This window comes from Bradyrhizobium sp. KB893862 SZCCT0404 (assembly GCF_018130885.1).
GTDB classification, from domain to species: Bacteria; Pseudomonadota; Alphaproteobacteria; order Rhizobiales; family Xanthobacteraceae; genus Bradyrhizobium; species Bradyrhizobium stylosanthis.
In genome coordinates this window covers 584464-608249 of the sequence record NZ_JAFCLT010000002.1, presented here as the reverse complement: position 1 = coordinate 608249, position 23786 = coordinate 584464, and the positions used below count along the sequence as shown (strand labels likewise).

Here is a 23786-nt window from a genome sequence, read left to right as displayed (position 1 = left end):
CGGGAGAGGTTTTGGCGTGAGCATCGTGTTCCATCTGGGCACGATCGCCTGAGCCTGCTTCCTGCATTGCGGCAAATGCCAAGAGAATGTCGCCTGATCGGCCAACTTCCGACACAGCGCCGGGGCGAATAACGGCAATCCGACATGACGTACGTGCTTCGGCGGTGACGCTCCCGTCGCCGCCGGCGCATTCATTTTTGGGAACTCCGCGTGTCGCACAAGTCTGCTCCGGCGCTCGTCGCCGCGCTCTTCCTCGCAATCTTTTCGTTCTCCACAGCGCGCGCCGAGACGGCCGCGCCTGCGGCCAACCATGCGGCCACAGTATCGCCTGACGAGGCCAGACGCGCGCTGGATACCCTGCAGGACGACAAGAAGCGCGCGCAGATGATCGACACGCTGCGCGCCATCGCGAACGCGTCCGGCCCGCAGCAGCCCGCGCCCGAGCCGAAATCGCCGATCCCGCTGTCGGCCGACGGCCTCGGCGCGCAGCTCCTGCTCACGGTGTCCGAGCAGATCGGCGAGATCTCGGGCGAGATCGCCAGCATGGCGCGGACGCTCACGCACTTCCCGGCCTTCTACTACTGGATCATGCGCACCGCGAACGATCCGGCGGCCTACAATCTCCTGATCGAGATCGCCTGGAAGCTCGCGCTGGTGCTCGGCTGCGCGCTCGCGGCCGAATGGGTGATCTTCCGCCTGATCCGGCGTCCGGTCGCGTTCCTGGAAGGACGCGTGCCGCACAGCGCCCGCCTGCCGGTGCAGGCGCTGCCGATCGCCGATCCGCCGTCGTCGGTCGCCGACGTGACGCCGGCACCTGAACTGCAAAAGCGCCGCAATAGCCTCGCTCGGATCTGGCAGGTCATGCTGCGCCTGCCCTTCGTGCTCGGTCGTTTCGTGCTCGAGCTGCTTCCCGTGTTCGTCTTCGTCGGCATCGCCACCGCGTTGCTCGGAACGGAGATCGGCGAACCCACGACCGTTCGTCTCGTGATCCTCGCCGTCGTCAACGCCTATGCATTCTCGCGCGGGCTGATCTGCCTGGTGCGTGCGCTGGCCGGGCCGTTCGGCCTGTTTCCGGTGCGGGCCGAGACCGCGGCCTATATCGAGATCTGGGCGCGCCGTATCGTCGGCGTCGGCGTCACCGGCATCGCCTTTGCCAACGTGGCGCTGCTGCTCGGCCTGCATCGCGGCGGCTATGCCGCGCTGCTGCGCATGGTGATGCTGGTGGTGCATCTCTTCATCGTCGTCATCATCCTGCAATGCCGCCGCCAGGTCGCCGAAGCCATCCGCGCGCCGGGCGATCGGCAGGGCGTCGCGGCCGGCCTGCGCAACCGCATCGCCGGCGGCTGGCACTATCTCGCCATCGTGCTCGATCTCGCGCTGTGGGCGGTGTGGGCGCTGAACATCCGCAACGGCTATTCCCTGCTGCTGCAATATTTCGTCGGCACCGTCGTGGTGGCGCTGATCACGCGCGTCGCCATCATGCTGACGCTGGGCCTGATCGACCGCGGCTTCCGCATCAGGCCGGAGATCCTGCAACGCTTTCCGGGGCTGGAGGTCCGTGCCAACCGCTATCTGCCGCTGCTGCGCAAGATCGTGTCCGGCGTGATCGCCTTCATCGGCTTCGTGGCCGTGCTCGAGGTCTGGGGCGTGGATGCCATCGTCTGGTTCTACGGCGGCCAGATCGGCAGCCGGCTGATCTCGGCCGTGGTGACGATCGGCATCGCCGTGTTCGTTGCCGCCGCGATCTGGGAAATCAGCAACGCGCTGCTGGACCGCCAGATCAATACGCTGTCGCGGGACGGGCATTATGCCCGCGCCGCGCGCTTACGCACCTTCCAGCCGATGCTGCGCACCGCGCTGCTCTGCCTGATCGCCACCGTCGTCGGCCTCACGGCGCTCAGCGAGATCGGTGTCAATGTCGCGCCGCTGCTGGCGGGCGCCGGCATCGTCGGCATCGCCATCGGCTTCGGTTCGCAAAAGCTGGTGCAGGATCTCATCACCGGCCTGTTCCTGCTGCTGGAGAACACGGTGCAGGTCGGCGACAATGTCAGCGTCTCCGGGTTGACCGGCGTCGTCGAGAACGTCTCGATCCGCACGATCCGGCTTCGCGCGGGCGATGGCGCCGTCCACATCGTGCCGTTCAGCGCGGTCACGACCATCACCAATGCCAGCCGCGGTGCCGGCAACGCCTCGGTCAGCGTCAACGTCGCCTACAAGGAGGACACCGACCGTGCCGGCCAGATCCTCAAGGACATCGTCGACGAGATGCGGCGCGAAGCGGACTTCCGCGCACTGATCCGCGGCGATCTCGAACTCTGGGGCGTCGACAAGGTCGATGGCGCGATGGTGTCGATCGTCGGCCAGATCCGCTGCACCGAGGCCGGGCGCTGGCCGGTGCAGCGCGAATTCAACCGCCGCATGAAGCAGCGCTTCCAGCAACACGGGATCGAGGTCGCCTCCGCGACCCAGACCATCCTGATGCACGTGGTGCCGCCGGCCGATCACGCCGCGAACCTGACGCCGCGGCGCGCCGCCGGATAAAGGTCCGGTCAACTTACCGCTTGCCTCCAATCCTCCGGCAGCGTTCACTCCGGCCCCAGCCCGCGGACAACATGCGGGCGGCAAAAAGGGTGGGAGAGACCGATGCGGGGGCTGTGGGGCGGACTACGCGGTCATGTGATCGTCATCTGCGCGTTGATCGGATGTGCTGTGGGGGCGCCGCCGGCGAGCGCCCAGTCCTCGCGGCCCGTCACCCTGGTGGTGCCGTTCGCGGCGGGCGGCCCGACCGACACGCTGGCGCGGATCCTGTCCGAGCGGATCGCGGCCGAGCTCCACACCACGGTCGTGGTCGAAAACGTGGCGGGCGCCTCGGGCAGCATCGCGGGCGCCCGCGTCGCGCGCGCAACGCCCGACGGCACGACTATCACGATTGGTCATTGGGGCACGCATGTGCTCAACGGCGCGATCTTCAAGCTGCCCTACGACGTGCTCGCCGATTTCGAGCCGGTCGCGACCATCGCGATGGGCACGCAGCTCATCGTCGGCCGCAAGTCGCTCGAGGCCAACACTTTGAAAGACATGATCGCGTGGCTGAAGGCCAATCCCGGCAAGGCCACCGCGGGCACGGCCGGCGCGGGCACCGGGGCGCATGTCGCCGGCGTCTTCTTCAAGGAGAAGACCGGCACCGACTTCCAGTTCGTGCCCTATCGCGGCGCCGGGCCCGCCATGATCGATCTCGTGGCCGGACAGATCGACATCATGTTCGACCAGGCCTCGAACTCGCTGCCGCAATACAAGAACGGTGCGATCAAGGCGTTTGCAGTGACATCGCCGACACGGCTCGCATCCGCGCCCGACATTCCGACCGTGGACGAGGCGGGGCTGCCCGGGCTCTATATCTCCTACTGGCACGGTATCTGGGCCCCGAAGAACACGCCGAAGGACATCGTCGCAAAGCTCAATGCGGCCATCGTCACCGTGCTCGCCGATCCCGCCGTCAAGCAGCGCTTTGCCGAGCTCGGTCAGGAGATACCGCCCGTTGCCCAGCAAACGCCCGCGGCGCTCGCGGCCTTCCAGAAGGCCGAGACCGAGAAATGGTGGCCGATCGTGAAGGCCGCCGATATCAAGCCGGAATAGCTGCGCGGCACCACAAGCACTGCTCCTCATCCTGAGGAGGCCGCTTGCTCCGCCTCTCCCGCTTGCGGGAGAGGCCGACGCGCTCGTAGAGCGCGGCGGGTGAGGGTTCTCGCCGCGCAGGGGTATTCTCTGCAATCCTCACCAATCCCGACGCGGAGACACCCCCACCCCAGCCCTCCCCCGCAAGCGGGAGAGGGAGTCCAGTGCCGATGCCGCAGCATCGTGCACACCAAGTGCGATTGCCCGGCCTTCATGGATCGCCCGGCGATGCGCAGCATCGTCCGGAGACGGCGCTGCGCGCCTCCTCACCATGAGGGGTGAGAGTCTTGCGCCGTTAACCTCTTGTCGTTTGCAAAAATCTCGCTGCGGTGCGAGATCACAATCGCGGTCGGAATTTCTACGTCCTTGATCTCGGGGGAGCGCTGGCCGACAATGCGTGCCCTTCAATAAGAAACTCCCTGGGGGATTTCGTGAATAGACCTGCTCGGGTCAGCGACCATTCGACATCATCCGACACCGCACATGGCATGACGCTGCTGCGCGATCCCTTGCTCAACAAGGGCACCGCCTTCACGGAAGCGGAGCGCCAGGCGCTCGGCCTGCGCGGCCTGCTGCCGCCCTGCGTGCTGACCATGGAGACCCAGGTGGAGCGCGTGCTCACCAATCTGCGCACGCTGCCGACCGATCTCGAAAAATACGTCGCGCTGAATGCGTTGCATGACCGCAACGAGGCACTGTTCTTCCGCGTCGTCGTCGACAATATCGACGAGATCCAGCCGATCATCTACACGCCGACAGTCGGGCTTGCCTGCCAGAAATACGGCCTGATCTTCCAGCGGCCGCGCGGCATGTTCATCTCCTCGCGCGATCGCGGCCAGATCGCGGAGATCCTGAAGAACTGGCCCTATCCGGCCAAGCTGATCGTCGTCACCGACGGCGAGCGCATTCTGGGTCTCGGCGATCTCGGCGCCAACGGCATGGGCATCCCCGTCGGCAAGCTCTCGCTCTATTCGGCCTGCGCCGGCGTGCATCCCGAGCACTGCCTGCCTGTCGTGCTCGACGTCGGCACCAACAACGAAGAGCTCCTGAACGATCCCTATTATCTCGGCCTGCGCGAGCGCCGGCTGACGGGCGAGGCCTATGACAGCTTCGTCGACGAATTCATGCAGGCGGCGCGCAAGACGTTCCCGGGCGTGCTGATCCAGTTCGAGGATTTCGCCAATCACTCCGCGTTCAAGCTGCTGCACAAATACCGGGACGAGACCTGCGTCTTCAACGATGACATCCAGGGCACCGCGGCGGTCGCGCTCGCCGGCCTGTTCTCGGCGCTGCGCATCAGCGGCGGCAAGCTGAAGGACCAGAAGATCCTGTTCCTCGGCGCGGGCGAGGCGGCGACCGGCATCGCCGATCTCGTGGTTTCCGCCATGATGGCCGAGGGCGCCACGGAGGCCGAGGCGCTCCGCCGCAACTGGCTGGTGGATTCCCGCGGCCTCGTCGTCGGCGGCCGCGAGGGCCTTCACGGCCACAAGCTGCGTTACGCTCACGCCGATCAGGCGCCGATCGCCGACTTCCTCACCGCGATCAAGACGTTGAAGCCGACGGCGATCATCGGCGTTGCCGCGGTCGGCGGTGCCTTCACGCCCGAGGTGCTGAAGACGATGGCCGAGCTCAACGCGCAGCCGATCGTGTTCGCGCTCTCCAATCCGACCTCGAAGGCCGAATGCTCGGCGGAGGACGCCTATCGCTACACCGAGGGCCGCGCGCTGTTCGCCTGCGGCAGCCCGTATGACCCGGTCACGCTCAACGGCCGCACCTTCGTGCCGCGCCAGGGCAACAATTCCTACATCTTCCCCGGCGTCGGCCTCGGCGTCATCGCCAGCCGCTCCAGGCTGGTGACCGACGAGATGTTCATGGCTGCCGCGCACACGCTCGCCAACAGCGTCGGGAAGGAAGATCTCGCGCAGGGCAGCCTCTATCCGGCGCTGCCCCGCATCCGCGAGGTCTCGGCCAGCATCGCCGCCGCCGTGGCGGATGTTGCCTATCAGCGCGGGCTCGCGGACGGACCGGCGCCTAACGACGTCAGGGCCCTGGTCCAGTCGCAGATGTACGAGCCGAAGTACTGAAGTACCCACCCGACATGACACTGCCTGTCCCGATTCAGGACAGGCCAGTGTGGTGGAATCGTCACAGCTGATGCGCAAACGCAGGCGGCCCCAGGGCCGCTTTTGTTCCGACAAGGTTCTGCCCTCATTGACCGCCGAAAATCCCGGCAGTTCGGAGGGCGCATCATGTCTTGCATTGCACGTGCCGAAACTGCCCGGATGTCGCTGGCAACCTCGAGCCGGTTGCTGCTCGCAATCATCGGTGCCGCATCGCTCGCCGCGTGCGCCCAGTCGCCGGTCGGCCGTCAGAAGGCCGATCTCGCCGGCACAAGCCGGCAGGCCGCCGTCGAGCGGCCGTACCGCGTGGCGGCGCTGCATCCGCGGCCGATCAGCCGGGCGCGCATTCCCGACGGTGAGGCGAAGCGAACCGCCTCGCATGGCCTTGCCAGCTTCTACTCGGACACCGAGACCGCGAGCGGCGAGAAGTTCGACAAGAACGAGCTGACTGCAGCGCATCCCACGCTGCCGTTCGGCACCAAGCTCCGCGTCACCGACGTATCATCCGGCCGCTTCGTCACGGTGAGGGTCAACGATCGCGGCCCGTTCGTTCGCGGGCGCGTGGTCGACATCTCGCCGTCCGCGGCCGAGGCGCTCGGCATGGTCGACAAGGGCCTCGCCAATGTCCGGCTCGACGTCGTGCGATAAAGCGCGCAGCGGTTTTCGGAAGGGATCATGCTCAGACGATCAAGCCGCGTTTCGTCGAGCTGAAGCTCTGCGCTTAACCGGCTGTTAGGCGCTTCTCAAGCACCATGACTGCCCAAACAATTCGGGGCTCCTGTCGGGTCCTTGCGGAGGCGGCGCTTGAACACGATCCAGTATCTCGAAGATCAGGCCGCACGCGCCGAGCGGCTCGCCAAACGGATCACGGATACGCTGACGATCGAAAAGCTCCTGACCTTTGCCGGCGAACGCCGCCGCGAGATCGAGGTCATCGCCGGCAGGTACCCGCGCGCATAACGTTTCCAAACCATGCACTGAACGCATCCGGCCTCGTCTCCGGACGCGGAACTTCTTCTCGCCTGCTGCGTCATCTGGGCAGTGAATGAGGAGGAGGACATCATGGGCTTTGGACGAGGTGCTTTGCTTTGGCTGCTTGGCGTGCCGCTGCCGATCATTCTGCTGCTGGCATTGTTCTGGCACCACTAGAGCATGATCCGGAAAAGTGTAGAGCGGCTTTCCGATAGGATCATGCTCAAACGCTAGAGTTCGACCAGCGAAAAGCGCCGCGGAAGCGGCGCTTTTTTATTGTCCGGGATTTGAAACGTTCGGGGCGCGATTGCGCGCTCAGCTATGGCTCTCGACGAAATCGCTGAGATAGTCGGGCAGCGTCACGCCGTCGATGTCGCAGCGGGCGCGGATCTCGCCGGCGACATCGGTCGAGATGTCCTTCATCCAGTGCTCGAGCGTGTTGAACGAGATCACCTTGATCGGATCGTTGAAGCAGCCGGCAACGAGCTCGCCGATGGTCGTTTCGAGATCGCTCCGCTCGATGCGGATTTCGGTCGCCTTGTCGCGGCGATCGATCACCACGAACAAGGTCTGGTCTGCGCCATAGGGCACGACGGGGGAAGGTACGCCAGCTTCAAGCATTGTCGTCACTCACGCCTTGGCATCCGATCCCCGTTAACGGGAAAAACCGGAAGAAGGTTCCTGCCAGGATGAGAAGCTTGTCGCGCGCGTGCAGCCGGCGCCTCTGCACGCAATCAGAGAAATTCGCGCCAGCGCGAGAGCTCGGTGACGTGCTCAGGCGAGAGGATATCCGTGACCAGCGGCGGCTGTGCCGCCGTGCGGATCTCATAGAGGTGGCGGGTTGCCGCCGGCTTCTTCATGAAGGCCGAGATGCACTCGTCGAGCGTGCCCTCGCTCACCTGGTAGGGCTCGCGATCCGGCCTGCGCTGGTTGGCCAACGACGGCCATTTACGCAGCGCCGCAAGTGCGCCGAAATCGACTTTTGACTCAACGACAACGTCCCCCATGGTCCCGCCTCACGCAAACAAGAACCCCAGCGCGCGAATCTGCGCACCGGGGCCCATTACCTATCGCTGCATCTCAATGCCACGCCACCTCAACGCAGCAGCCGGGAAAAGGTTCCCGGCTGCGGTGCTGTGGTCAGCTCGCGGCCGCCGCGATCTTGTGCCCCGGGCTGGTGTGGCCCTGGCTGTGTTCGTCACCGCGGCTGACCTCCGGCGGCAGCCCGGCAAAGCGCCGCAAGGCTTCGGCCATCTGCACGCGGCCCTGCACACCGGTGATCACCACGTCCACCATCGTGAAGGACGAGTGGAAATGGCCGTGCGCCTTCAACTGTTCGACCGGGACGCCCGCCGCCGCCATGGCCTCGGCATAGGCGATGCCTTCGTCGCGCAGCGGATCGAACTCGCAGGTGGCGACGAAAGCCGGCGGCAGCTTCTCGACCTTGCCGCGCAATGGCGAGACGCGCGGATCGGTGCGGTCGGCCGGCGAGCAATAGAGGTCCCAGAACCAGTACATCAGCGACCGCGTCAGGAAATAGCCGGTCGCATTGTCGTTGTAGGAGGGACGGTCGAAGGTGCAGTCGGTGACGGGACAGATCAGGAGCTGGCCCGCAATCTCGGGTCCGCCCCGGTCGCGCGCGAGCTGGCAGGTGACGGCGGCGATGTTGCCGCCGGCGCTCCAGCCGGCGACCAGCACGGGGCCGGGCTTGCCGCCGAGCTCGGCGGCGTGCTCGGCGATCCAGCGCGTTGCCGCATAGCCGTCTTCCGCCGCGGCCGGGAAACGGTGCTCGGGGGCGTGGCGATAACCGACGCTGACGAACATCATGCCGGTCCTGCGCACCATGTCGCGGCAGAACGGCTCGTCCGACTGCTCGTCGCCGAGCACCCAGCCGCCACCGTGGAAGTAGACCACGACCGGATGCGGGCCGGGCGTTGCAGGCTTGAAGACACGATAGGGCAGCGGGCCGTCGGTGCCGGGCAGGGTGCCGTCGACGATCTCGCCGATCAAGCGTCCGGCGGGGCGGCCCTTGTTGAACTCGTTGACGAACGCGCGCGCGCCCGCCGCGCCCATCGACTCGATCGGCGGCAGGTTGAGCGTGGCCAAGAGGTTCAGCACCAGCCGCACGTCCGGCTGCAGGCGCACCACCTCGCCGTCATTGCACTGCGCGGCACCGCCGGGACCGGTGAGCTTGAAGCCGAGCATGCCGCGGCTCGTCACCTCGTCGCAGATGCTGCGATAGGGGCCGACGCCGCCGGTATAGGGCATCAGGCCCTGCACCTTGCCGGGCACGTTGGCGCCCGTGTACCAGGTGTTGGCGAGCCGGTGCAGCGTCAGCATCGAGCAGTCGGCCATGTGCCTGTTCCAGCCGGCCTGCGCCATTTCGGTCGGCTCGATCGTGGTGAAGCCGGCATCGCGCAGCGCGGCGAGGCGATCGACGACCCAGTCGACATGCTGCTCGATCGAGACCGCCATGTTCGACAGCACCGATGGACTGCCGGGTCCGGTGATCATGAAGAAGTTCGGGAAGCCTTCCACCGTGAGCCCGAGATAGGTCTGCGGACCGTGGGCCCAGACATCGGTGAGCGACTTGCCGCCGCGCCCCGTGATCGGATGCACGGCGCGGATCGCGCCGGTCATGGCGTCGAAGCCGGTCGCGAACACGATGACGTCGACGTCGACGTTGCGGCCGTTCGTGGAGATGCCGCTCGCGGTGATGGCCTTGATCGGCTCCTGGCGCAGATTGACCAGCGTGACGTTCGGCCGGTTGTAGGTGGCGTAGTAATTGGTGTCGAGGCAGGGACGCTTGGCGCCGAAGGGATGATCGTGCGGTGTGAGCGCGGCGGCGGTCTCGGGATCCCTGACGGCGGCGCGGATCTTCTCGCGGATCAGGTCCTGGACGATCTTGTTGCCGTCGACGTCGACGGCCTGGTCGGCCCATAGTTGCGTGAGAATGTGGACGAGGTCGCCGGCAGCCCAGGCACGCTCGAACCGCTCGCGACGCTCGGCATCGCTCAATTGCCAGCTCACCACCGTCTGCTGCGGATAGGGCACGCCGGCCATCGACTGGCGCGCCTGCTCGCGATAGGCCGCGCGATCGGTTTCAAAGAAGGTCTTGCGATCCTCCGGCGCCGGACCATTCCCCGCCGGCAACGCGAAATTCGGCGTGCGCTGGAACACGGTGAGATGCGCGGCCTGCTCGGCGATCAGCGGGATCGACTGGATCGCCGACGAGCCGGTGCCGATCACGGCGACGCGCTTGCCGGCGAGGTTGACGCCCTCATGCGGCCAGCGCCCAGTGAAATAGACCTGGCCCTTGAAGTCCTTGACGCCGTCGATCTCCGGCGGCTTCGGCGCCGAAAGGCAGCCTGTGGCCATGATGTAGTGACGGCAAGAGACCGGCGCGCCGTTGTCGGTGGTGAGCTGCCAACGCTCGGCCGCCTCGTCCCACCTGGCTTCGGTCACCTTGGTCCTGAAGCGGATGTCGCGGCGCAGATCATAGCGGTCGGCGACGAAGCCGAGATAGCGCAGGATCTCGGGCTGGGTCGCGTATTTCTCCGACCAGGTCCAGGCCGTATCGAGCTCGGGATCGAAGGTGTAGCTGTAGTCGATGGTCTGGATGTCGCAACGCGCGCCGGGGTAGCGGTTCCAATACCAGGTTCCGCCGACATCGCCGGCCTCTTCGAGGGCGACGGTCGAGAAGCCCGCCTTGCGCAGGCGATGGAGGAGATAGAGGCCGGCAAATCCGGCGCCGACCACGGCGACGTCGACCAGCTGGGCAGATTTGGGGGCGGTATCAGAGGCGCGCGCAGCGACCATTGCTTCAGGCATGGTATTTCCTCCCGTGCATTTTGTTTTGCCGGCAGGCTAATCCTGCAGGCTCGGCTTGTCATCAGAGCAAGTGCAATCTTCGGTAGTCGTTTACGGCTTCACCGTGGCAGCGCGAAGCTTGCTCCAATGCACGCATCGCGATGCACCATGGCCGTGATTACCCGGGCTAATCATGGACGATCCGTCTGTGTATGCTTGCGGTTACAAGCCACGCGTATGACCGGGCGTCATGACTGAGTTGAGTGAGCGAACCAAAGCCAACATGGACGTCGTCCTGGAGGAGACGTGCCGCCAATTGCCGCATGGCGGCGACCATGACAGCCGCAGGTTCATCGCCGAGCGCCTGATCGAGGCGGCGCAGGCGGGGCACGCCACGCTCGGCGAGCTCGGCATCATCGCGCGCCGCGCGCTGGCGGAGATCGTCGCGAAGGGCGGTTAGGCGCCGGCCGCGAGGCTTGCCTCGCCGGCGGCCCTGGACATAACCTTGCAGACAACCTGTCCGCGCATCGAGATGCCAAGAGATGCGGTTCCTGCTTGCGCTCATTGCGGCTTCCGCATGTCTTTGCTCGACCGGCCCGGCCGCGGCCCAGCAGGTCGGACAGTTTCCGTTTGCGCTGACGCGCGAAGGCCAGATGCTCGGCGCCGTCGAGGGCGAGGTGGCGTCGTTCAAGGGCATGGCCTACGCGGCGCCGCCGGTCGGTCCGCTGCGCTGGCGTCCGCCGCAGCTCACGCCTGAGAAAAGTTCGGAGATGCGCACGGCCTATGAATATGCTGCGCCATGCCCTCAGCCGTCGGTGTCCGGGACGAGCGAGGATTGCCTCACGCTGAACGTGTTTCGTCCCTTCGGCGTCGACGGTCCGCTGCCGGTGATGGTGTTCATCCATGGCGGCGGCTTCGTCCGCGGCACCGCCAACGATCCGCTGTTCGACGGCGCCAGGCTCGCGCAGGCCGGGCTCATCGTGGTGACGGTGAATTATCGCCTGGGCATGCTCGGCTGGCTCGGTCATCCCGCGTTGTCGGACGGCGGCTCCGGCAATTACGGCCTGATGGATCAGGTCGCGGCGCTGCGTTGGGTCCACGACAACATCGCGGCATTCGGCGGCGATCCGCGCAACGTCACGCTGTTCGGCACCGGCGCGGGCGCGACCTCGATCGCGCTGCTGATGCTGTGCGGCGAGGCGCGCGAGCTGTTCCAGAAAGCGATCCTGCAATCGGTGCCGGGCCGCGTGCGGCTGCGCTCTCGCCCGGACGCGGAAGCCTCGGGGCTGCAATTCGCCGCGACGCTCGGGAAGGATGGCGCGGACCTGCGCGCGGTCTCGGTGACGCGGCTGCTTGCCGCCGAAGGCAAGCTGCTCGCGAAATCCCCGCAGGCTTTTGCGCCTTCCATCGACGGAAGCCTCGTGACGGAAGATATCGCCGCGGGCTTTGCCGCCGGACATGAAGGCCGGATTCCGCTGATCGTCGGTGCCAATGATGACGAGACCGGTTTCGACAGTGAGCCTGACATCGCGGAGGCGCTGGCCTCGTCAGGCGCGACAGCCGAGCAACTCTATCCCGACCTCGCCAAGTCCACGGACGTTGCAGCGCGCTTCTATACGGACAAGGTGTTCTCCGAACCGGTGCGGCTGCTCGCGCGCCTGCACGCCGCAAGCGGCGCGCCGACCTATCGCTATCGCTTCGGCTATGTGCCGGAGGCGCGGCGCGCCAATCCCGAGGGCGGCCAGGGGCGGGAGCTGCAATTCATCTTCGGCGCGGAAGGCGTGCCCGGTGCCGGCATCCTGTCGCGGCGCGACCGCGAGGTCGCCGGCCGCATGCGCGCCTACTGGATCAATTTCGCCAGGAGCGGCGATCCCAACGGTCCCGAGCTGCCGCGCTGGGACGCGGCGGCGGGCAGCGACCGCCTGCTGCTGATCACGAACGACGGCATCGCGAGCGGCGACGATCCCCTCGCGAAGCGTCTCGACCGGCTCGCGCGCTAGCGCGACGAAGATGAAATCGGTGCTAGGCGGCGAGCTCGACGCGGGGGGCCGGGCTCAGCCGGTCTTCCTCGAGATAGTCCATCGCGCCGTCCTTCTCGACGGCATAGAACTGCTGGCCTTCGCGTGACCTGTAGGCGGCGCGAACGACGCCGCGGCGGCCCTTGTCACTGTTGACGACGTCCCCCAGCGAAAACTTCCTCATCTCACGTCCTCGTCTTCTGGCCGACTGCTTCGGCCAATGCGGGGATTTTGGAAGGCAAATCGTTAACGACTTGCTAACCATACGGCTTTGCCTATGCTCGGCCTCGCGCGGGCCGTTCGCACGCGCCGGTCAACGAGACAAAACCCCATGACGCGATTTCCGACCCTGTTCCTGTCGCATGGCGGCGGCCCCTGGCCGTTCATGGAGGACAGGCGGGTGCAATATGCGAAGACCGCCGCGGAGTTTGCCCGGCTGCCGCAGCTTCTGCCCGAGCGGCCGAAGGCCGTGCTCGTCATAACCGGGCATTGGGAGGCGGACGCCTTCACCGTGTCGACCTCGGCCCATCCGCCGATGGTGTACGACTATTACGGTTTCCCCGAGCATACCTACCGCCTGAAATATCCGGCGCCGGGCAGGCCCGAGCTTGCCGCGGAGGTGAGGGCGCTGCTCAAGCATGCCGGCCTCGATTGCCGCGAAGATCCCAACCAGGGCTTCGATCACGGCACCTTCGTGCCGCTCGGACTGATGTATCCGAACGCCGACATGCCGATCGTGCTGCTGTCGCTGAAGTCCGCTTACGATCCGGCCGAGCACATCAGGGCCGGGCAGGCGATCGCATCGCTGCGCGACGAGGGCATCCTGATCGTCGGCAGCGGGCTGACCTATCACAACATGCGCGGCTTCAACCGTCCGGAGTCCAAGCCGGTCTCGTATGATTTCGAGGCCTATCTGAACGAAGCGATCAGCAACCCCGATGCGGCGCGGCGCAACGCCATGCTGGTCGACTGGGAGAATGCACCGAGCGCGCGCCTGGCGCATCCGCGCGAGGACCATCTGCTGCCGCTGATGGTGGCCGCCGGCGCCGCCGGCAGCGACACGGGTCACCGCGTGTTCGTGGACGAGGTCGCGAGCGTTGCGATGGCGTCGTATAAGTTTGGGTAATTGTAGGGTGGATTAGCCCGCGCGAAGCGCGGTGCGCTGGCATAATCCACCATCTCGCGCGGGGAGAGTTGGTGGATTACGCCTTCGGCTAATCCACCCTACGCACCTCCCGCAAAGAGGAGAGGCACTACCCGTAGCGTAGCTTCATCACCAGGATGCCGCCGGCGAGCAGCATGGTGACGGCGTTCGACGCGATCAGCGGCGCATCGCCCGAGAGCAGGCCGTAGATCAGCCAGAGCGCGAGGCCCAGCACCATCACCAGGAACATGCCGAGCGAGATGTCGCCGGTGGAGCGGGTCTTCCACACCTTGATGGCCTGCGGCGCGTAGGCCACGGTGGTGCAGGTGGCGGCGGCAAAGCCGATCAGCTTGATCACGAGAGGGTCCATGCCGGCTCTATAGCATGGATTCGACGCCGGTCATGCCTTCGGCCGGGGGCATCGGACGGGACGTCTCGGCGGCAGTTTGCGCGCGCCTCGTCCTACGAGACGGCGCTTACGCGCCTCCTCAGGATGAGGCTGAGCAGCACCGTGCTGCCGGAATTGTTGCCGCATACTCCGCCCTCATCCTCAGAAGCCCGCGGAGCTGGCGTCTCGAAGGATGGGCCGCAGCGAGGCTGCTATCCAGCTACGATAGCCCTGCTGCCTCACGCGCGCGAAGCCATGAGATCGCGATAGAGCGCGGCATAGTCGCCGGCACGGTTGCGCCAGGAGACGTCGGTCGCAAGGCCGCTCAGTTGCAGGCGGCGCCAGGTCGGCTTGTCGTGGAAGGCGGCGTTCGCCTTGCGCAGCGCGCCGGCGAAGGCATCCGCGGTGACTGGGCCGAACTTGAAGCCGGTCGCATCGCGGCCCGATGTGCCGGCCTCGCCGATATCGACGATGGTGTCTTCGAGGCCGCCGACGCGCGCGACGATCGGCACGGCGCCATAGCGCAGCGCGCAAAGCTGGGTCAGCCCGCATGGCTCGAACCGCGACGGCACCAGCAGCGCGTCCGAGCCGGCCTGGATCAGATGCGCCAGGATCTCGTCATAGCCGATCATCACTCCGATCCGGCCGGGATTGGCGCGGGCGACGGCCTTGTAGCGGTCCTGGAGATCGCGGTCGCCGCTGCCGAGCAGCGCGAGCTGCATGCCTTCGGCGAGAATGGTCGGGATAGCTTCGAGCAGCAGGTCGAGGCCCTTCTGCCAGGACAGCCGGCTGATGACGCCGAGGAGCGGCGCTTCGTCCGATGAATCGAGATTGAACTGCTGCTGCAGCACCGCCTTGTTGGCGGCCCGGAACGTGAGGTCCTGCGCGCCGAAGCGATAGGCGATATGCGGATCGGTCTGCGGATTCCACACCTCGATGTCGATGCCGTTGAGGATGCCGCTCAGCACGCCCGCGCGTTCGCGCAGCAGGCCGCCGAGCCCCATGCCGCCTTCGTCGCTCTGGATCTCGTGCGCGTAGGTCGGCGACACCGTCGTGATGCGATCGGCAAGCTGCAGCCCGGCCTTGAGGAAGCTGATGCCGCCGAAATATTCGAGGCCATGGACGTCGAACGACGATTCCCAGGGCAGGCCGATCGCGCCGGTCAGCTCGCGCGCGAACTTGCCCTGATAGGCCATGTTGTGGATCGTCATCACGGTGCCGGGCCGCGGACGGTTGTCGTAGTGCAGATAGGCGGGGGCGAGCCCGGCCTGCCAGTCATGCGCATGCACGACATCGGGCACGAAGGCCGGCACGAGACCGTGACCGATGTCGGCGGCGATGCGCGATAACGCCGCAAAGCGCACGCCGTTGTCGGGCCAGTCGACACCGTCGGCCGTGACGTAAGGATTTCCCGGCCGGTCGTAGAGATGCGGCACGTCGAGCACGAACAGGTCGAGCCCGTCATGCGAGCCGGCGAGCAACCGGCCCGGTCCGCCGAAATAATCCGGCCAGCGTCGGATTTCGGTCGCGCCCGCGAGCAGCCGCATCACGTCGGGGTAGCCCGGCATCAGGGTGCGCATCTCGACGCCATGCGCCTTGAGCGCAAGCGGCAGCGCGCCGGCGACATCCGCGAGGCCGCCGGTCTTGACGATGGGATAGACTTCGGAGGCGACCGCGAGGACGCGAACAGGCTTCATTTATCGAGCCTGTCGAGCATGGTCTGGGTGATGAGCGAAATGCCCTGCTCGGTGGTGCGGAAACGCTGGGCATCGTGGGCCGGATCCTCGCCGACGACGAGACCTTCGGGGATATCGACACCGCGGTCGATCACGACGTTCTTCAGCCGCGCGCCGCGACCGACAGTCACGTAGGGCATGATCACGGCGTTCTCGACATTGGCGTAGGAGTTGATGCGCACGCCGGTGAACAGCAGCGAGCGGCGCAGCGAGGCGCCGGAGATGATGCAGCCGCCCGAGACCAGCGAGCTCACGGCCTGGCCGCGCCGGCTCTCCTCGTCATGGACGAATTTCGCAGGCGGTGTGATCTCGGCATAGGACCAGATCGGCCAGGCGCGATCGAACAGATCGAGCTCCGGCACCACGTCGGTGAGGTCGATATTGGCGGCCCAATAGGCATCGACCGTGCCGACATCGCGCCAATAGGAGCGGGGGTCGTCGCCGGAGCGGACGCAGGAGCTCGAGAACTGGTGCGCGATGGCGCGGCCGTTCTTGACGATATAGGGAATGATGTCCTTGCCGAAATCGTGGTTGGAGCTCGGGTCCGCGGCGTCGCGCTTGAGCTCCTCGTAGAGGAATTTGGCGTCGAACACGTAGATGCCCATGCTGGCGAGCGAGACGTCAGGCTTGCCGGGCATCGGCGGCGGATCCTTGGGCTTCTCCAGGAACTCCTGGATCCAGCCGTTCTCGTCGATATGCATGATGCCGAAGCCCGAGGATTCCACGCGCGGCATTTCGAGGCAGCCGACCGTGACGTCGGCGCCGCTGTCGACGTGCTGGCGCAGCATCACCTCGTAATCCATCTTGTAGATGTGGTCGCCCGCGAGCACCACGATGAAGCGGGCGTTGTGGGACTCGATGATGTCGATGTTCTGGTACACGGCATCCGCCGTGCCGACATACCACATGTTCTCCGAGACGCGCTGGCTCGCGGGCAGGATGTCGAAGCTCTCGTTGCGCTCGGGGCGGAAGAAATTCCAGCCCATCTGCAGATGTCGGATCAGGCTGTGCGCCTTGTACTGGGTTGCGACCGCGATGCGGCGGATGCCGGAGTTCACCGCGTTCGACAGCGCGAAATCGATGATGCGCGACTTGCCGCCGAAATAGACGGCCGGCTTGGCGCGGCGGTCGGTCAGCTCCAGCAGCCGGCTGCCGCGTCCGCCGGCGAGGACGAAGGCAAGCGCCTGGCGGGCAAGCGGCTCGGGTCTCGCACTCATGTCGTCCTCCCAAAACTCCAGCGCTTGGCGAGATGCCTCCCGGCCGCGCCCCATTGGAACCGATAGTAGCGGTACGAATAGTAAATCAGGAAGACGGTTGTTGGTTGCGAACGCGCGGGAAGCTTAATGCTTTGCCGTGAGGACCGGCCTTGAGTGTCGCGTGTCTGTCACACCGGCGGGGGTGCCGGTGACCCAGGAATAGGCAGGCACGACCAGGCAGGCATGGGAATAGGCAGGCATGGGCCCTCTTGTGCGCCGCACGCAAAATCGAGGCTTTGAATTAACGCAACGATGCCCGATCATATGCCTGCAATCCATTTTCCAAGCGAAACGTCAGACAGGGAGCAAGTCGATGAGGATCTGGACAACGGCAATTGCCTGTTCACTGGCGGGCGCGGTCATGGTCGGCCAAATCGGGCAGACCGCAGCAGCCCCGCTGCCGACCAATGTCGCGACCATGAAGGCTGCGGTCGGCGACGACGTCACTCAGGTGCATTGGCGCGGCGGCGGATGGGGCTGGGGTCTCGGCGGCCTCGCAGCCGGCGCGATCATCGGCGGCGCCATCGCCAGCAGCGCGCCGTATGGCTACGGCTACTATGGCGGCGGCCCGTACTATGGCGGTTATGGATATCCCGGCTACGGCTATGGTTATGCCCCGGCCTATTATGGCGGCGGCTACGGGCCGGGTTACGGCGGCTACTACGTACGGCCCCGCTATTACGGCTATCGGGCGTATCGTCCTTACTACGGCTACTACCGGCCTCGCGCGTACTATCGGCCCTACTACCGCGGATATTGGTGAAGACCTCGCCGAGCTAGAGCGAGAGCCACACCATCAGGCTCATGCATGCGAAATGCGCGAGCACGATCACGGCGAGATGCAGCGGGCCGGCGTCGAGGCGGGGCGTATGCATCTTGCTGCTCTCTTTCGAGTGTGAGCGACTGAAGCCGAATTGCGTTCGGTCAACAGCAGTGCTCTCTCCGTTCCCTCCCCCCTTGCGGGGGAGGGGCAGGGAGAGGGGTGCCCCACGGGGATTCTTTCCATCGCGCACCTGTCCTCGCTGCATGATCAACGACAGTCACCCTTTCCTGGGCTACCCCTCTCCCTAGCCCTCCCCCGCAAGGGGGGAGGGAACACACTGTCGCTGAGGCGTGCAGAGAGCTTCTAATTCGCTAATTCGACCCCGCGGCCGCCGCCGTAAAGCTGCGGTCGACGGCTTTGCTGACGTCGAGCGTCTTCGGCAGGATGCCGTAGCGCGTCGAGCGGTCCGAGGCGGCCTGGATTTCCTTCACGACGCTCTCGTCGATCACGATCGGGCTGGTGCGCTGTGCGGTGTAGGCCGAGAGCAGCACGTCCTCCGGCAGCTTGGTCAGCTCGGCCGAGCTCTTGGCATATTCGCCGAGGTGATCGAGCGACCACAGCCGCGCCTTGTTCAGCCGCTGCACGAGGTCCTGCACCGCCGCACGCTTGGTGGCAATGGCGTTGTCGGAGGCGACGATGAAGGTGATGGTCGGCGTCAGGCCTTCGCCGTCGGCGATCACGCGCGCCTTGTCCTTCAGCGTCGCGAACGAGACGTAGGGCTCCCACACCGCCCAGGCGTCGATCGAACCCGCGACCAGCGCGATCTTGGCGTCGACCGGGCCGAGCGGCGCGAAGGTCGCATCCTCCAGCTTGATCTGTGCCTTCTCCAAGGTCGCGTCGATCAGGAACTGCCCCCAGCCGCCGCGCGTGCCGGCGAGGCGCTTGCCCCTGAGGTCGGCCGCCGACTTGATCGGCGAATCCTGGCGCACGAGGATGGCCTGCGTCTTCGCATCCGAACGCGTGCCGCCGATCGCCTTGATCGGCGCGCCCGCTGCATAGACCGAGAGGAAGGAGAGGTCGCCGGTGTAGCCGACGTCGAGCGCCCCGGCATTGAGTGCTTCGAGGATTGGTGCTGCCGCAGGAAATTCCGACCATTCGATCTTGTAGGGCAGGTCCTTCGCGAAGCCCGAGATGTCGAGCAGCGAGCGGTTGCCGCCCTTCTGGTCGCCGACGCGCAGCACGACGGTGTCGGCGGCGAACGAGGCCGCAGCCGTCGACAGCGTGATGGCGGCGGCCAGCAGGGATGCGGCGAGCCGGCGGGTGATGGGATGGTCGTGGGAGTTGATGCTCATTGGCCTGTCTTGTTGCTTTGCTCACGGCGCGTGAGCGAACGATGCAGCGAGACGGTCAAGTCTATGAGCGCGTGATGCGCAGTCAATGAAATGGCCGTTCGTATTGCGCACGCATCGGGCAAGGACGTTTTCGCGAAGCCATGCTTTCGAGAACGAGCGACGTTCGCGGCCGAAGATGCGCAAGGATGAGGCAGGAGATGGAGTCGCGGGTATCGCTGCGAGGCGATGCATCGACGAAAATCGTTTCATCGCTACACGGCGCGCCGATGGAGAGATTGACCTCGCTTCACGCCACATTCGAAATTCCATTTCATTGACGATGCGACACGCGCGCCGCATGATTTGCGCATCGCATCAAAGCGGCGCGTGAGGCGCCGACGAAAAACATTCTCTCAACGCAGCTCCATACGGAACATGCGCAGCGCGGAGCGCTGCGCGAACGGCGGAGCTGTGCCAACTTCAGGAGTGGGGCTGATGGACAACAAGAACAAGAACGGCGGATCGGGCATCGACCGGCGTCATCTGCTCCAGGCGGGGTTGGCCGCGGCGTTCGCTGCGCCGCTTGGTGCCTTCGGTGCGGCCCAGGCGTTTGCGCCGCAGGCGATCGCGCCCGGCGTCGATCTCTCGGAGTTTCCGCTGTGCCGGACGGCATCCGATGCGCCCGCGCTGACGGGCGCGCCGCGCAAGCTGAAGCTGTCGTGGAATGCCGGTGCGGTGTGCCTTGCGCCGGTGCCAGTCGCCATCGAGCACGGCTTCTTCCAGAAGCACAATCTCGATATCGAGCTCATCAACTATTCCGGCTCGACCGACCAGCTGCTCGAGGCGATCGCGACGGGCAAGAGTGATGCCGGCCTCGGCATGGCGCTGCGCTGGCTGAAGCCGCTCGAGCAGGGCTTCGACGTCAAGATCGCCGCCGGCACCCATGGCGGCTGCATGCGCGTTCTGACCCGCGCGGACTCCAGTGTCAGCAAGCTCGCCGACCTCAAGGGCAAGATCGTCGCGGTCGGAGATCTCGGCGGCCCCGACAAGAACTTCTTCTCGATCCAGCTCTCCAAGCTCGGCATCGATCCCATCAAGGACGTCGACTGGCGCGCCTATCCCGGCAACCTCCTCAACGTCGCGGTGGAGAAGGGCGAAGTGCAGGCGTTCCTGTCGTCCGATCCGCTCGGCTATCTCTGGCTCAAGGACAGCCAGTACAAGGAAGTCGCCTCCAATCTCGACGGCGAATACCGCGACAAGAGCTGCTGCATCCTCGGCCTGCGCGGCTCGCTGGTGCGCGAAGAACCTCAAGTCGCGCGCGCCCTCACGCAGGCGCTGCTCGATGCCGCGATGTTCACCGCGCAGAACCCGGTCGTGACGGCAAAGTCGTTCCAGCCCTACGCGCCGAAGACGGCCACGCTCGCCGACATCGAGGGCATGGTGCGCTACCACACCCATCATCATCATCCCGTCGGCGAAGTCCTGAAGCGCGAGCTGAAGGGTTATGCCGACGACCTCAAGAGCGTGCAGGTCTTCAAGCAGAGCACCGACACGGCCAAATTCGCGGAGCGCATCTATGTCGACGTATTCGCTGTCTGACGGCCTCGCCTCGGGCGCGCCGCGGAGTGCGCCCGTATTCGCAGGCTGGGTGCGCGATTCCGGTGTCGGCGTTTTTGCCAGCGTCACGTGGATCGCCTTCGGCCTGTCCTGCCTGTGGTGGGAGGATGTCGGCGACTGGTCGCGCACGCATTCGCTCGGCATCGCCGCCTTCATCATCGCGGCGGTGGCGCTGTTCGGCACCGTCGGTGCCGATTATCTCGGCTCGGCCGGAAAAGCCCTGCGTCAGCGCGCGCCCTGGCTCGTCGCGCTCGGCGCCTTCCTGACGGTGTGGGAAGTGGCCACCGCAAAATTCGCCTGGCTGCCGCTGCCGTTCTTCCCGCCGCCGCAATCGATCATCGAGGTCTATACCGACGACCTGCCGAAGCTGCTCGATAGCGTGTTTGCCTCGGTCAAGCTGCAACTCGGCGGCTATCTGATCGGCGCAACGGTCGGCTTCCTCACCGGCGTCTCGATCGGCTGGTCGCGCGCGGTCGGCTATTGGGTGCATCCGGTGCTGCGCTTCATCGGCCCGCTGCCGGCCACCGCCTGGCTACCGATCGCCTTCTTCACCTTCCCGTCGAGCTGGAGTGCCTCGACCTTCCTGATTGCGCTGGCGACCGGCTTTCCCGTCACCGTGCTGACCTGGTCGGGCGTCGCGAGCGTCAGCAACGCCTATTACGACGTCGCGCGCACGCTCGGGGCCAAGCCTTCATTCCTGGTGCTGAAGGTGGCAATCCCGGCGGCGCTGCCGCACGTCTTCGTCGGCCTGTTCATGGGGCTCGGCTCGTCCTTTGCCGTGCTCGTCGTCGCCGAGATGATCGGCGTCAAGGCGGGCCTCGGCTGGTACCTGCAATGGGCGCAGGGCTGGGCCGCCTACGCCAACATGTATGCGGCGCTGATCGTGATGTCGCTGCTCTGCTCGGGCGCGATCACGCTGCTGTTTGCGATCCGCGACCGCCTGCTGGTCTGGCAGAAGGGGACCGTGAAATGGTAGCTGCAACTGCACTGGCCGAAGCCGCCGCTCCATCCGCGGCAGGCGCCGCGCTCGATATCGAGCAGGTCAGCCACGGCTTCGACATCGACGGGACCGAGCTTCCGGTGCTCAGCGACGTCAGCATCTCGGTCGCATCAGGCGAGTTCGTCGCGCTGCTCGGCCCCTCCGGCTGCGGCAAGTCGACCTTGTTGCGGCTGGTCGCCGGGCTCGACAAGCCCAAGGCGGGAACCCTGCGCGAGGACGAGGCGCGCATCACCCGCCCGCATCCCTCGCGCGTGGTCGTGTTCCAGGATCCGACCCTGTTTCCGTGGCGGTCGGTCTGGGACAACGTCGCCCTGGGCCTCGAGGCCCAGGGCATTCTAAAAAGCCAGCGCCACCGCGTCGACGACGCGCTCGATCTCGTCGGGCTGGCCTCGTTCCGCAATGCCTATCCGCACCAGCTCTCCGGCGGCATGGCGCAGCGCGTCGCGCTGGCGCGGGCGCTGGTCAACGATCCCAAGATCCTCATTCTTGACGAGCCCCTGGGAAAGCTGGACTCGCTCACCCGCATCACCATGCAGGCCGAGCTGGTCTCGCTATGGCAGCGCAAGGGCTTTACCACCCTGCTGGTGACGCATGACGCCGAGGAGGCGCTGGTGCTCGCCAACCGGGTCATCGTGTTCAGCGATCGCCCCGCGCGCGTGAAGGCTGACATCCGCGTCGACCGGCCCTATCCGCGCCATCGCGGCGATCCGTATCTGGCCGATCTGCGCAGGCAGATCCTCGGCCTGTTGGGATTGGATGCCACATGGTGACCTCCGTAGCGAAGGGACGCACGGTCCACAGCGAGCCCGATTACATCGCGCGTGCCGAGGCCCTTGCCGAAAGGTTTGCGGCACGGGCCGGGGAGCACGACCGCACCGCCAGCTTCCCGTTCGACAATTTTCGCGAGCTCTCCGAGGCCGGGCTGCTGTCGCTGACGGTGCCTGCCGCCTTCGGCGGTGCCGGCGCCGGTGCGAGATATGCGGCGCGCGTTCTCGGCATCGTCGGCAAGGCCTGCGCGTCGACGGCGTTGGTGCTGTCGATGCACTACATCAATCATCTCGTCATGGCGCGCAGCCAGACCTGGCCGGCGCGGCTGTCGCGGAAGCTCGCGCAGGAGACCGTCGAGGGCCTCGCGCTGATCAACGCGCTCCGCGTCGAGCCCGAGCTCGGCTCGCCCGCGCGCGGCGGCCTGCCGGCGACCATCGCGCGCCGCACCGAAACCGGTTGGCGGCTGTCCGGCCACAAGATCTATTCGACGGGATCGCCGATCCTGAAATGGTACCTGGTGTGGGCGCGGACCGACGAGGCCGAGCCGCGCGTCGGTCAGTTCCTGGTGCCGGCGGGTCTGCCGGGCACGCGCATCGTCGAGACCTGGGACCATCACGGCCTGCGCGCGAGCGGCAGCCACGACGTGATCTTCGACGACGTCGTGATCCCGCTCGATGCCGAGGTGGATGTCCGCAAGCCCGCCGACTGGCGCACGCCGGATCCGGCGCAGGCGACCGTCCACACCATCTTCGTCGCGGCGATCTACGACGGCATCGCCCGTGCGGCACGGGACTGGCTCGTCACCTTCCTGAAGTCGCGGGTGCCGGCCAATCTGGGCGCGCCGTTGGCGAGCTTGCCGCGCGCGCAAGAGATTCTCGGCGGCATCGAGGCGCGGCTCGCGGTCAATGCGCGCCTGATCGACAGCTTCGCCGCCGATTTCGACGACGGCCTGCCGCTGAGCGCGATCGAGTCCAACATCGTCAAGCTCACGGTGACCAACAACGCCGTGGCCGCCGTGGAAGACGCCTTGTCGCTGACCAGCAATCACGGCCTGTCGCGAAAAAATCCGCTGGAGCGGCATTACCGCGACGTGCTGTGCGGCCGCGTCCACACCCCCCAGGACGACACCACCAAGATCATCGCCGGGCGCACCGCCCTGGGCCTCTGACCTTTCACCTCAAGGAGTTC

General features: G+C 66.1%; 21 protein-coding genes. 13 read left to right on the top strand and 8 right to left on the bottom strand.

The features are described from left to right. The first annotated feature begins 210 nt into the window (after positions 1-210). The 5 genes from JQ617_RS11660 (at position 211) to JQ617_RS11640 (ending at position 6755) form a co-directional block, all read left to right on the top strand. A complete protein-coding gene (locus JQ617_RS11660; RefSeq protein WP_212026430.1) occupies positions 211-2541 on the top strand; it encodes a mechanosensitive ion channel domain-containing protein in 2331 nt (776 codons plus the stop codon). Between the two features lie 102 nt (positions 2542-2643). Further along, complete coding sequence (locus JQ617_RS11655; RefSeq protein ID WP_212026429.1) at positions 2644-3636, top strand: Bug family tripartite tricarboxylate transporter substrate binding protein; 993 nt, start codon at positions 2644-2646, stop codon at positions 3634-3636. Between the two features lie 470 nt (positions 3637-4106). Further along, a complete protein-coding gene (locus tag JQ617_RS11650; RefSeq protein ID WP_212026428.1) occupies positions 4107-5759 on the top strand; it encodes an NAD-dependent malic enzyme in 1653 nt (550 codons plus the stop codon). Positions 5760-5924: 165 nt separating this feature from the next. Next, positions 5925-6443, top strand: a complete 519-nt coding sequence (locus JQ617_RS11645) for a septal ring lytic transglycosylase RlpA family protein (protein WP_212026427.1) — start codon at positions 5925-5927, stop codon at positions 6441-6443. 156 nt (positions 6444-6599) lie between these two features. Next, positions 6600-6755: a hypothetical protein gene (locus JQ617_RS11640; RefSeq protein ID WP_212026426.1), complete on the top strand. Its 156-nt coding sequence runs from the start codon at positions 6600-6602 to the stop codon at positions 6753-6755. A 327-nt stretch (positions 6756-7082) separates the two neighbouring features. On the opposite strand, the gene JQ617_RS11635 is transcribed toward JQ617_RS11640, so the two are convergent. The 3 genes from JQ617_RS11635 to JQ617_RS11625 form a co-directional block, all read right to left on the bottom strand. Continuing rightward, on the bottom strand, positions 7083-7388 hold the full coding sequence (locus JQ617_RS11635) for a hypothetical protein (RefSeq protein WP_063688958.1): 306 nt from the start codon (positions 7386-7388) through the stop codon (positions 7083-7085). Positions 7389-7501: 113 nt separating this feature from the next. Next, complete coding sequence (locus JQ617_RS11630) at positions 7502-7774, bottom strand: hypothetical protein (protein WP_212026425.1); 273 nt, start codon at positions 7772-7774, stop codon at positions 7502-7504. Between the two features lie 133 nt (positions 7775-7907). After that, positions 7908-10598, bottom strand: coding sequence for a flavin-containing monooxygenase (locus tag JQ617_RS11625; protein WP_212026424.1), 2691 nt, complete (start codon positions 10596-10598; stop codon positions 7908-7910). A 229-nt stretch (positions 10599-10827) separates the two neighbouring features. On the opposite strand from JQ617_RS11625, the gene JQ617_RS11620 reads away from it, so the two are divergent. Both JQ617_RS11620 and JQ617_RS11615 read left to right on the top strand, forming a co-directional pair. Beyond that, positions 10828-11037 carry a hypothetical protein gene (locus tag JQ617_RS11620; RefSeq protein WP_063688952.1) on the top strand — a complete coding sequence of 70 codons (210 nt, stop codon included), beginning with the start codon at positions 10828-10830 and terminating at the stop codon, positions 11035-11037. 82 nt (positions 11038-11119) lie between these two features. After that, positions 11120-12577: a carboxylesterase/lipase family protein gene (locus JQ617_RS11615; protein WP_212026423.1), complete on the top strand. Its 1458-nt coding sequence runs from the start codon at positions 11120-11122 to the stop codon at positions 12575-12577. A gap of 22 nt (positions 12578-12599) precedes the next feature. Here the strand turns inward: JQ617_RS11615 and JQ617_RS11610 are convergent, their stop codons facing one another. After that, a complete protein-coding gene (locus JQ617_RS11610; RefSeq protein WP_063688946.1) occupies positions 12600-12779 on the bottom strand; it encodes a hypothetical protein in 180 nt (59 codons plus the stop codon). A gap of 147 nt (positions 12780-12926) precedes the next feature. Between JQ617_RS11610 and JQ617_RS11605 the strand changes: the two genes are divergently transcribed. Further along, on the top strand, positions 12927-13721 hold the full coding sequence (locus tag JQ617_RS11605; RefSeq protein ID WP_212026422.1) for a DODA-type extradiol aromatic ring-opening family dioxygenase: 795 nt from the start codon (positions 12927-12929) through the stop codon (positions 13719-13721). Positions 13722-13848: 127 nt separating this feature from the next. On the opposite strand, the gene JQ617_RS11600 is transcribed toward JQ617_RS11605, so the two are convergent. From JQ617_RS11600 to glgC, 3 genes are all read right to left on the bottom strand, one after another. Next, positions 13849-14109, bottom strand: a complete 261-nt coding sequence (locus JQ617_RS11600) for a SemiSWEET transporter (protein ID WP_212026421.1) — start codon at positions 14107-14109, stop codon at positions 13849-13851. 257 nt (positions 14110-14366) lie between these two features. Continuing rightward, the gene (glgA, locus tag JQ617_RS11595) at positions 14367-15824 is read right to left on the bottom strand and encodes a glycogen synthase GlgA (RefSeq protein ID WP_212026420.1); all 1458 of its coding nucleotides are present in this window, start codon (positions 15822-15824) and stop codon (positions 14367-14369) included. Beyond that, the gene (gene glgC, locus JQ617_RS11590) at positions 15821-17080 is read right to left on the bottom strand and encodes a glucose-1-phosphate adenylyltransferase (RefSeq protein WP_212026419.1); all 1260 of its coding nucleotides are present in this window, start codon (positions 17078-17080) and stop codon (positions 15821-15823) included. Before glgC ends, glgA begins: the two co-directional genes overlap by 4 nt. Before the next feature lie 352 nt (positions 17081-17432). Here glgC and JQ617_RS11585 point away from each other — a divergent pair, with 352 nt between their 5' ends. Then, positions 17433-17882, top strand: coding sequence for a hypothetical protein (locus JQ617_RS11585; protein WP_212026418.1), 450 nt, complete (start codon positions 17433-17435; stop codon positions 17880-17882). 371 nt (positions 17883-18253) lie between these two features. Here the strand turns inward: JQ617_RS11585 and JQ617_RS11580 are convergent, their stop codons facing one another. Then, positions 18254-19234 (bottom strand): ABC transporter substrate-binding protein, encoded by a 981-nt coding sequence (locus JQ617_RS11580; protein WP_212026417.1) that lies wholly within the window; start codon positions 19232-19234, stop codon positions 18254-18256. A 474-nt stretch (positions 19235-19708) separates the two neighbouring features. Here JQ617_RS11580 and JQ617_RS11575 point away from each other — a divergent pair, with 474 nt between their 5' ends. From JQ617_RS11575 to JQ617_RS11560, 4 genes are read left to right on the top strand one after another with little or no spacing between them, the layout of a single operon-like run. Next, on the top strand, positions 19709-20812 hold the full coding sequence (locus tag JQ617_RS11575; protein WP_212026416.1) for an ABC transporter substrate-binding protein: 1104 nt from the start codon (positions 19709-19711) through the stop codon (positions 20810-20812). Beyond that, positions 20790-21806 (top strand): ABC transporter permease, encoded by a 1017-nt coding sequence (locus tag JQ617_RS11570; RefSeq protein ID WP_212026415.1) that lies wholly within the window; start codon positions 20790-20792, stop codon positions 21804-21806. Before JQ617_RS11575 ends, JQ617_RS11570 begins: the two co-directional genes overlap by 23 nt. Then, entirely contained in the window at positions 21800-22600 is an 801-nt protein-coding gene (locus JQ617_RS11565) for an ABC transporter ATP-binding protein (protein WP_212026414.1), read from the top strand. Before JQ617_RS11570 ends, JQ617_RS11565 begins: the two co-directional genes overlap by 7 nt. Further along, positions 22594-23766 carry an acyl-CoA dehydrogenase family protein gene (locus JQ617_RS11560; RefSeq protein ID WP_212026413.1) on the top strand — a complete coding sequence of 391 codons (1173 nt, stop codon included), beginning with the start codon at positions 22594-22596 and terminating at the stop codon, positions 23764-23766. Before JQ617_RS11565 ends, JQ617_RS11560 begins: the two co-directional genes overlap by 7 nt. Positions 23767-23786: the final 20 nt, after the last annotated feature.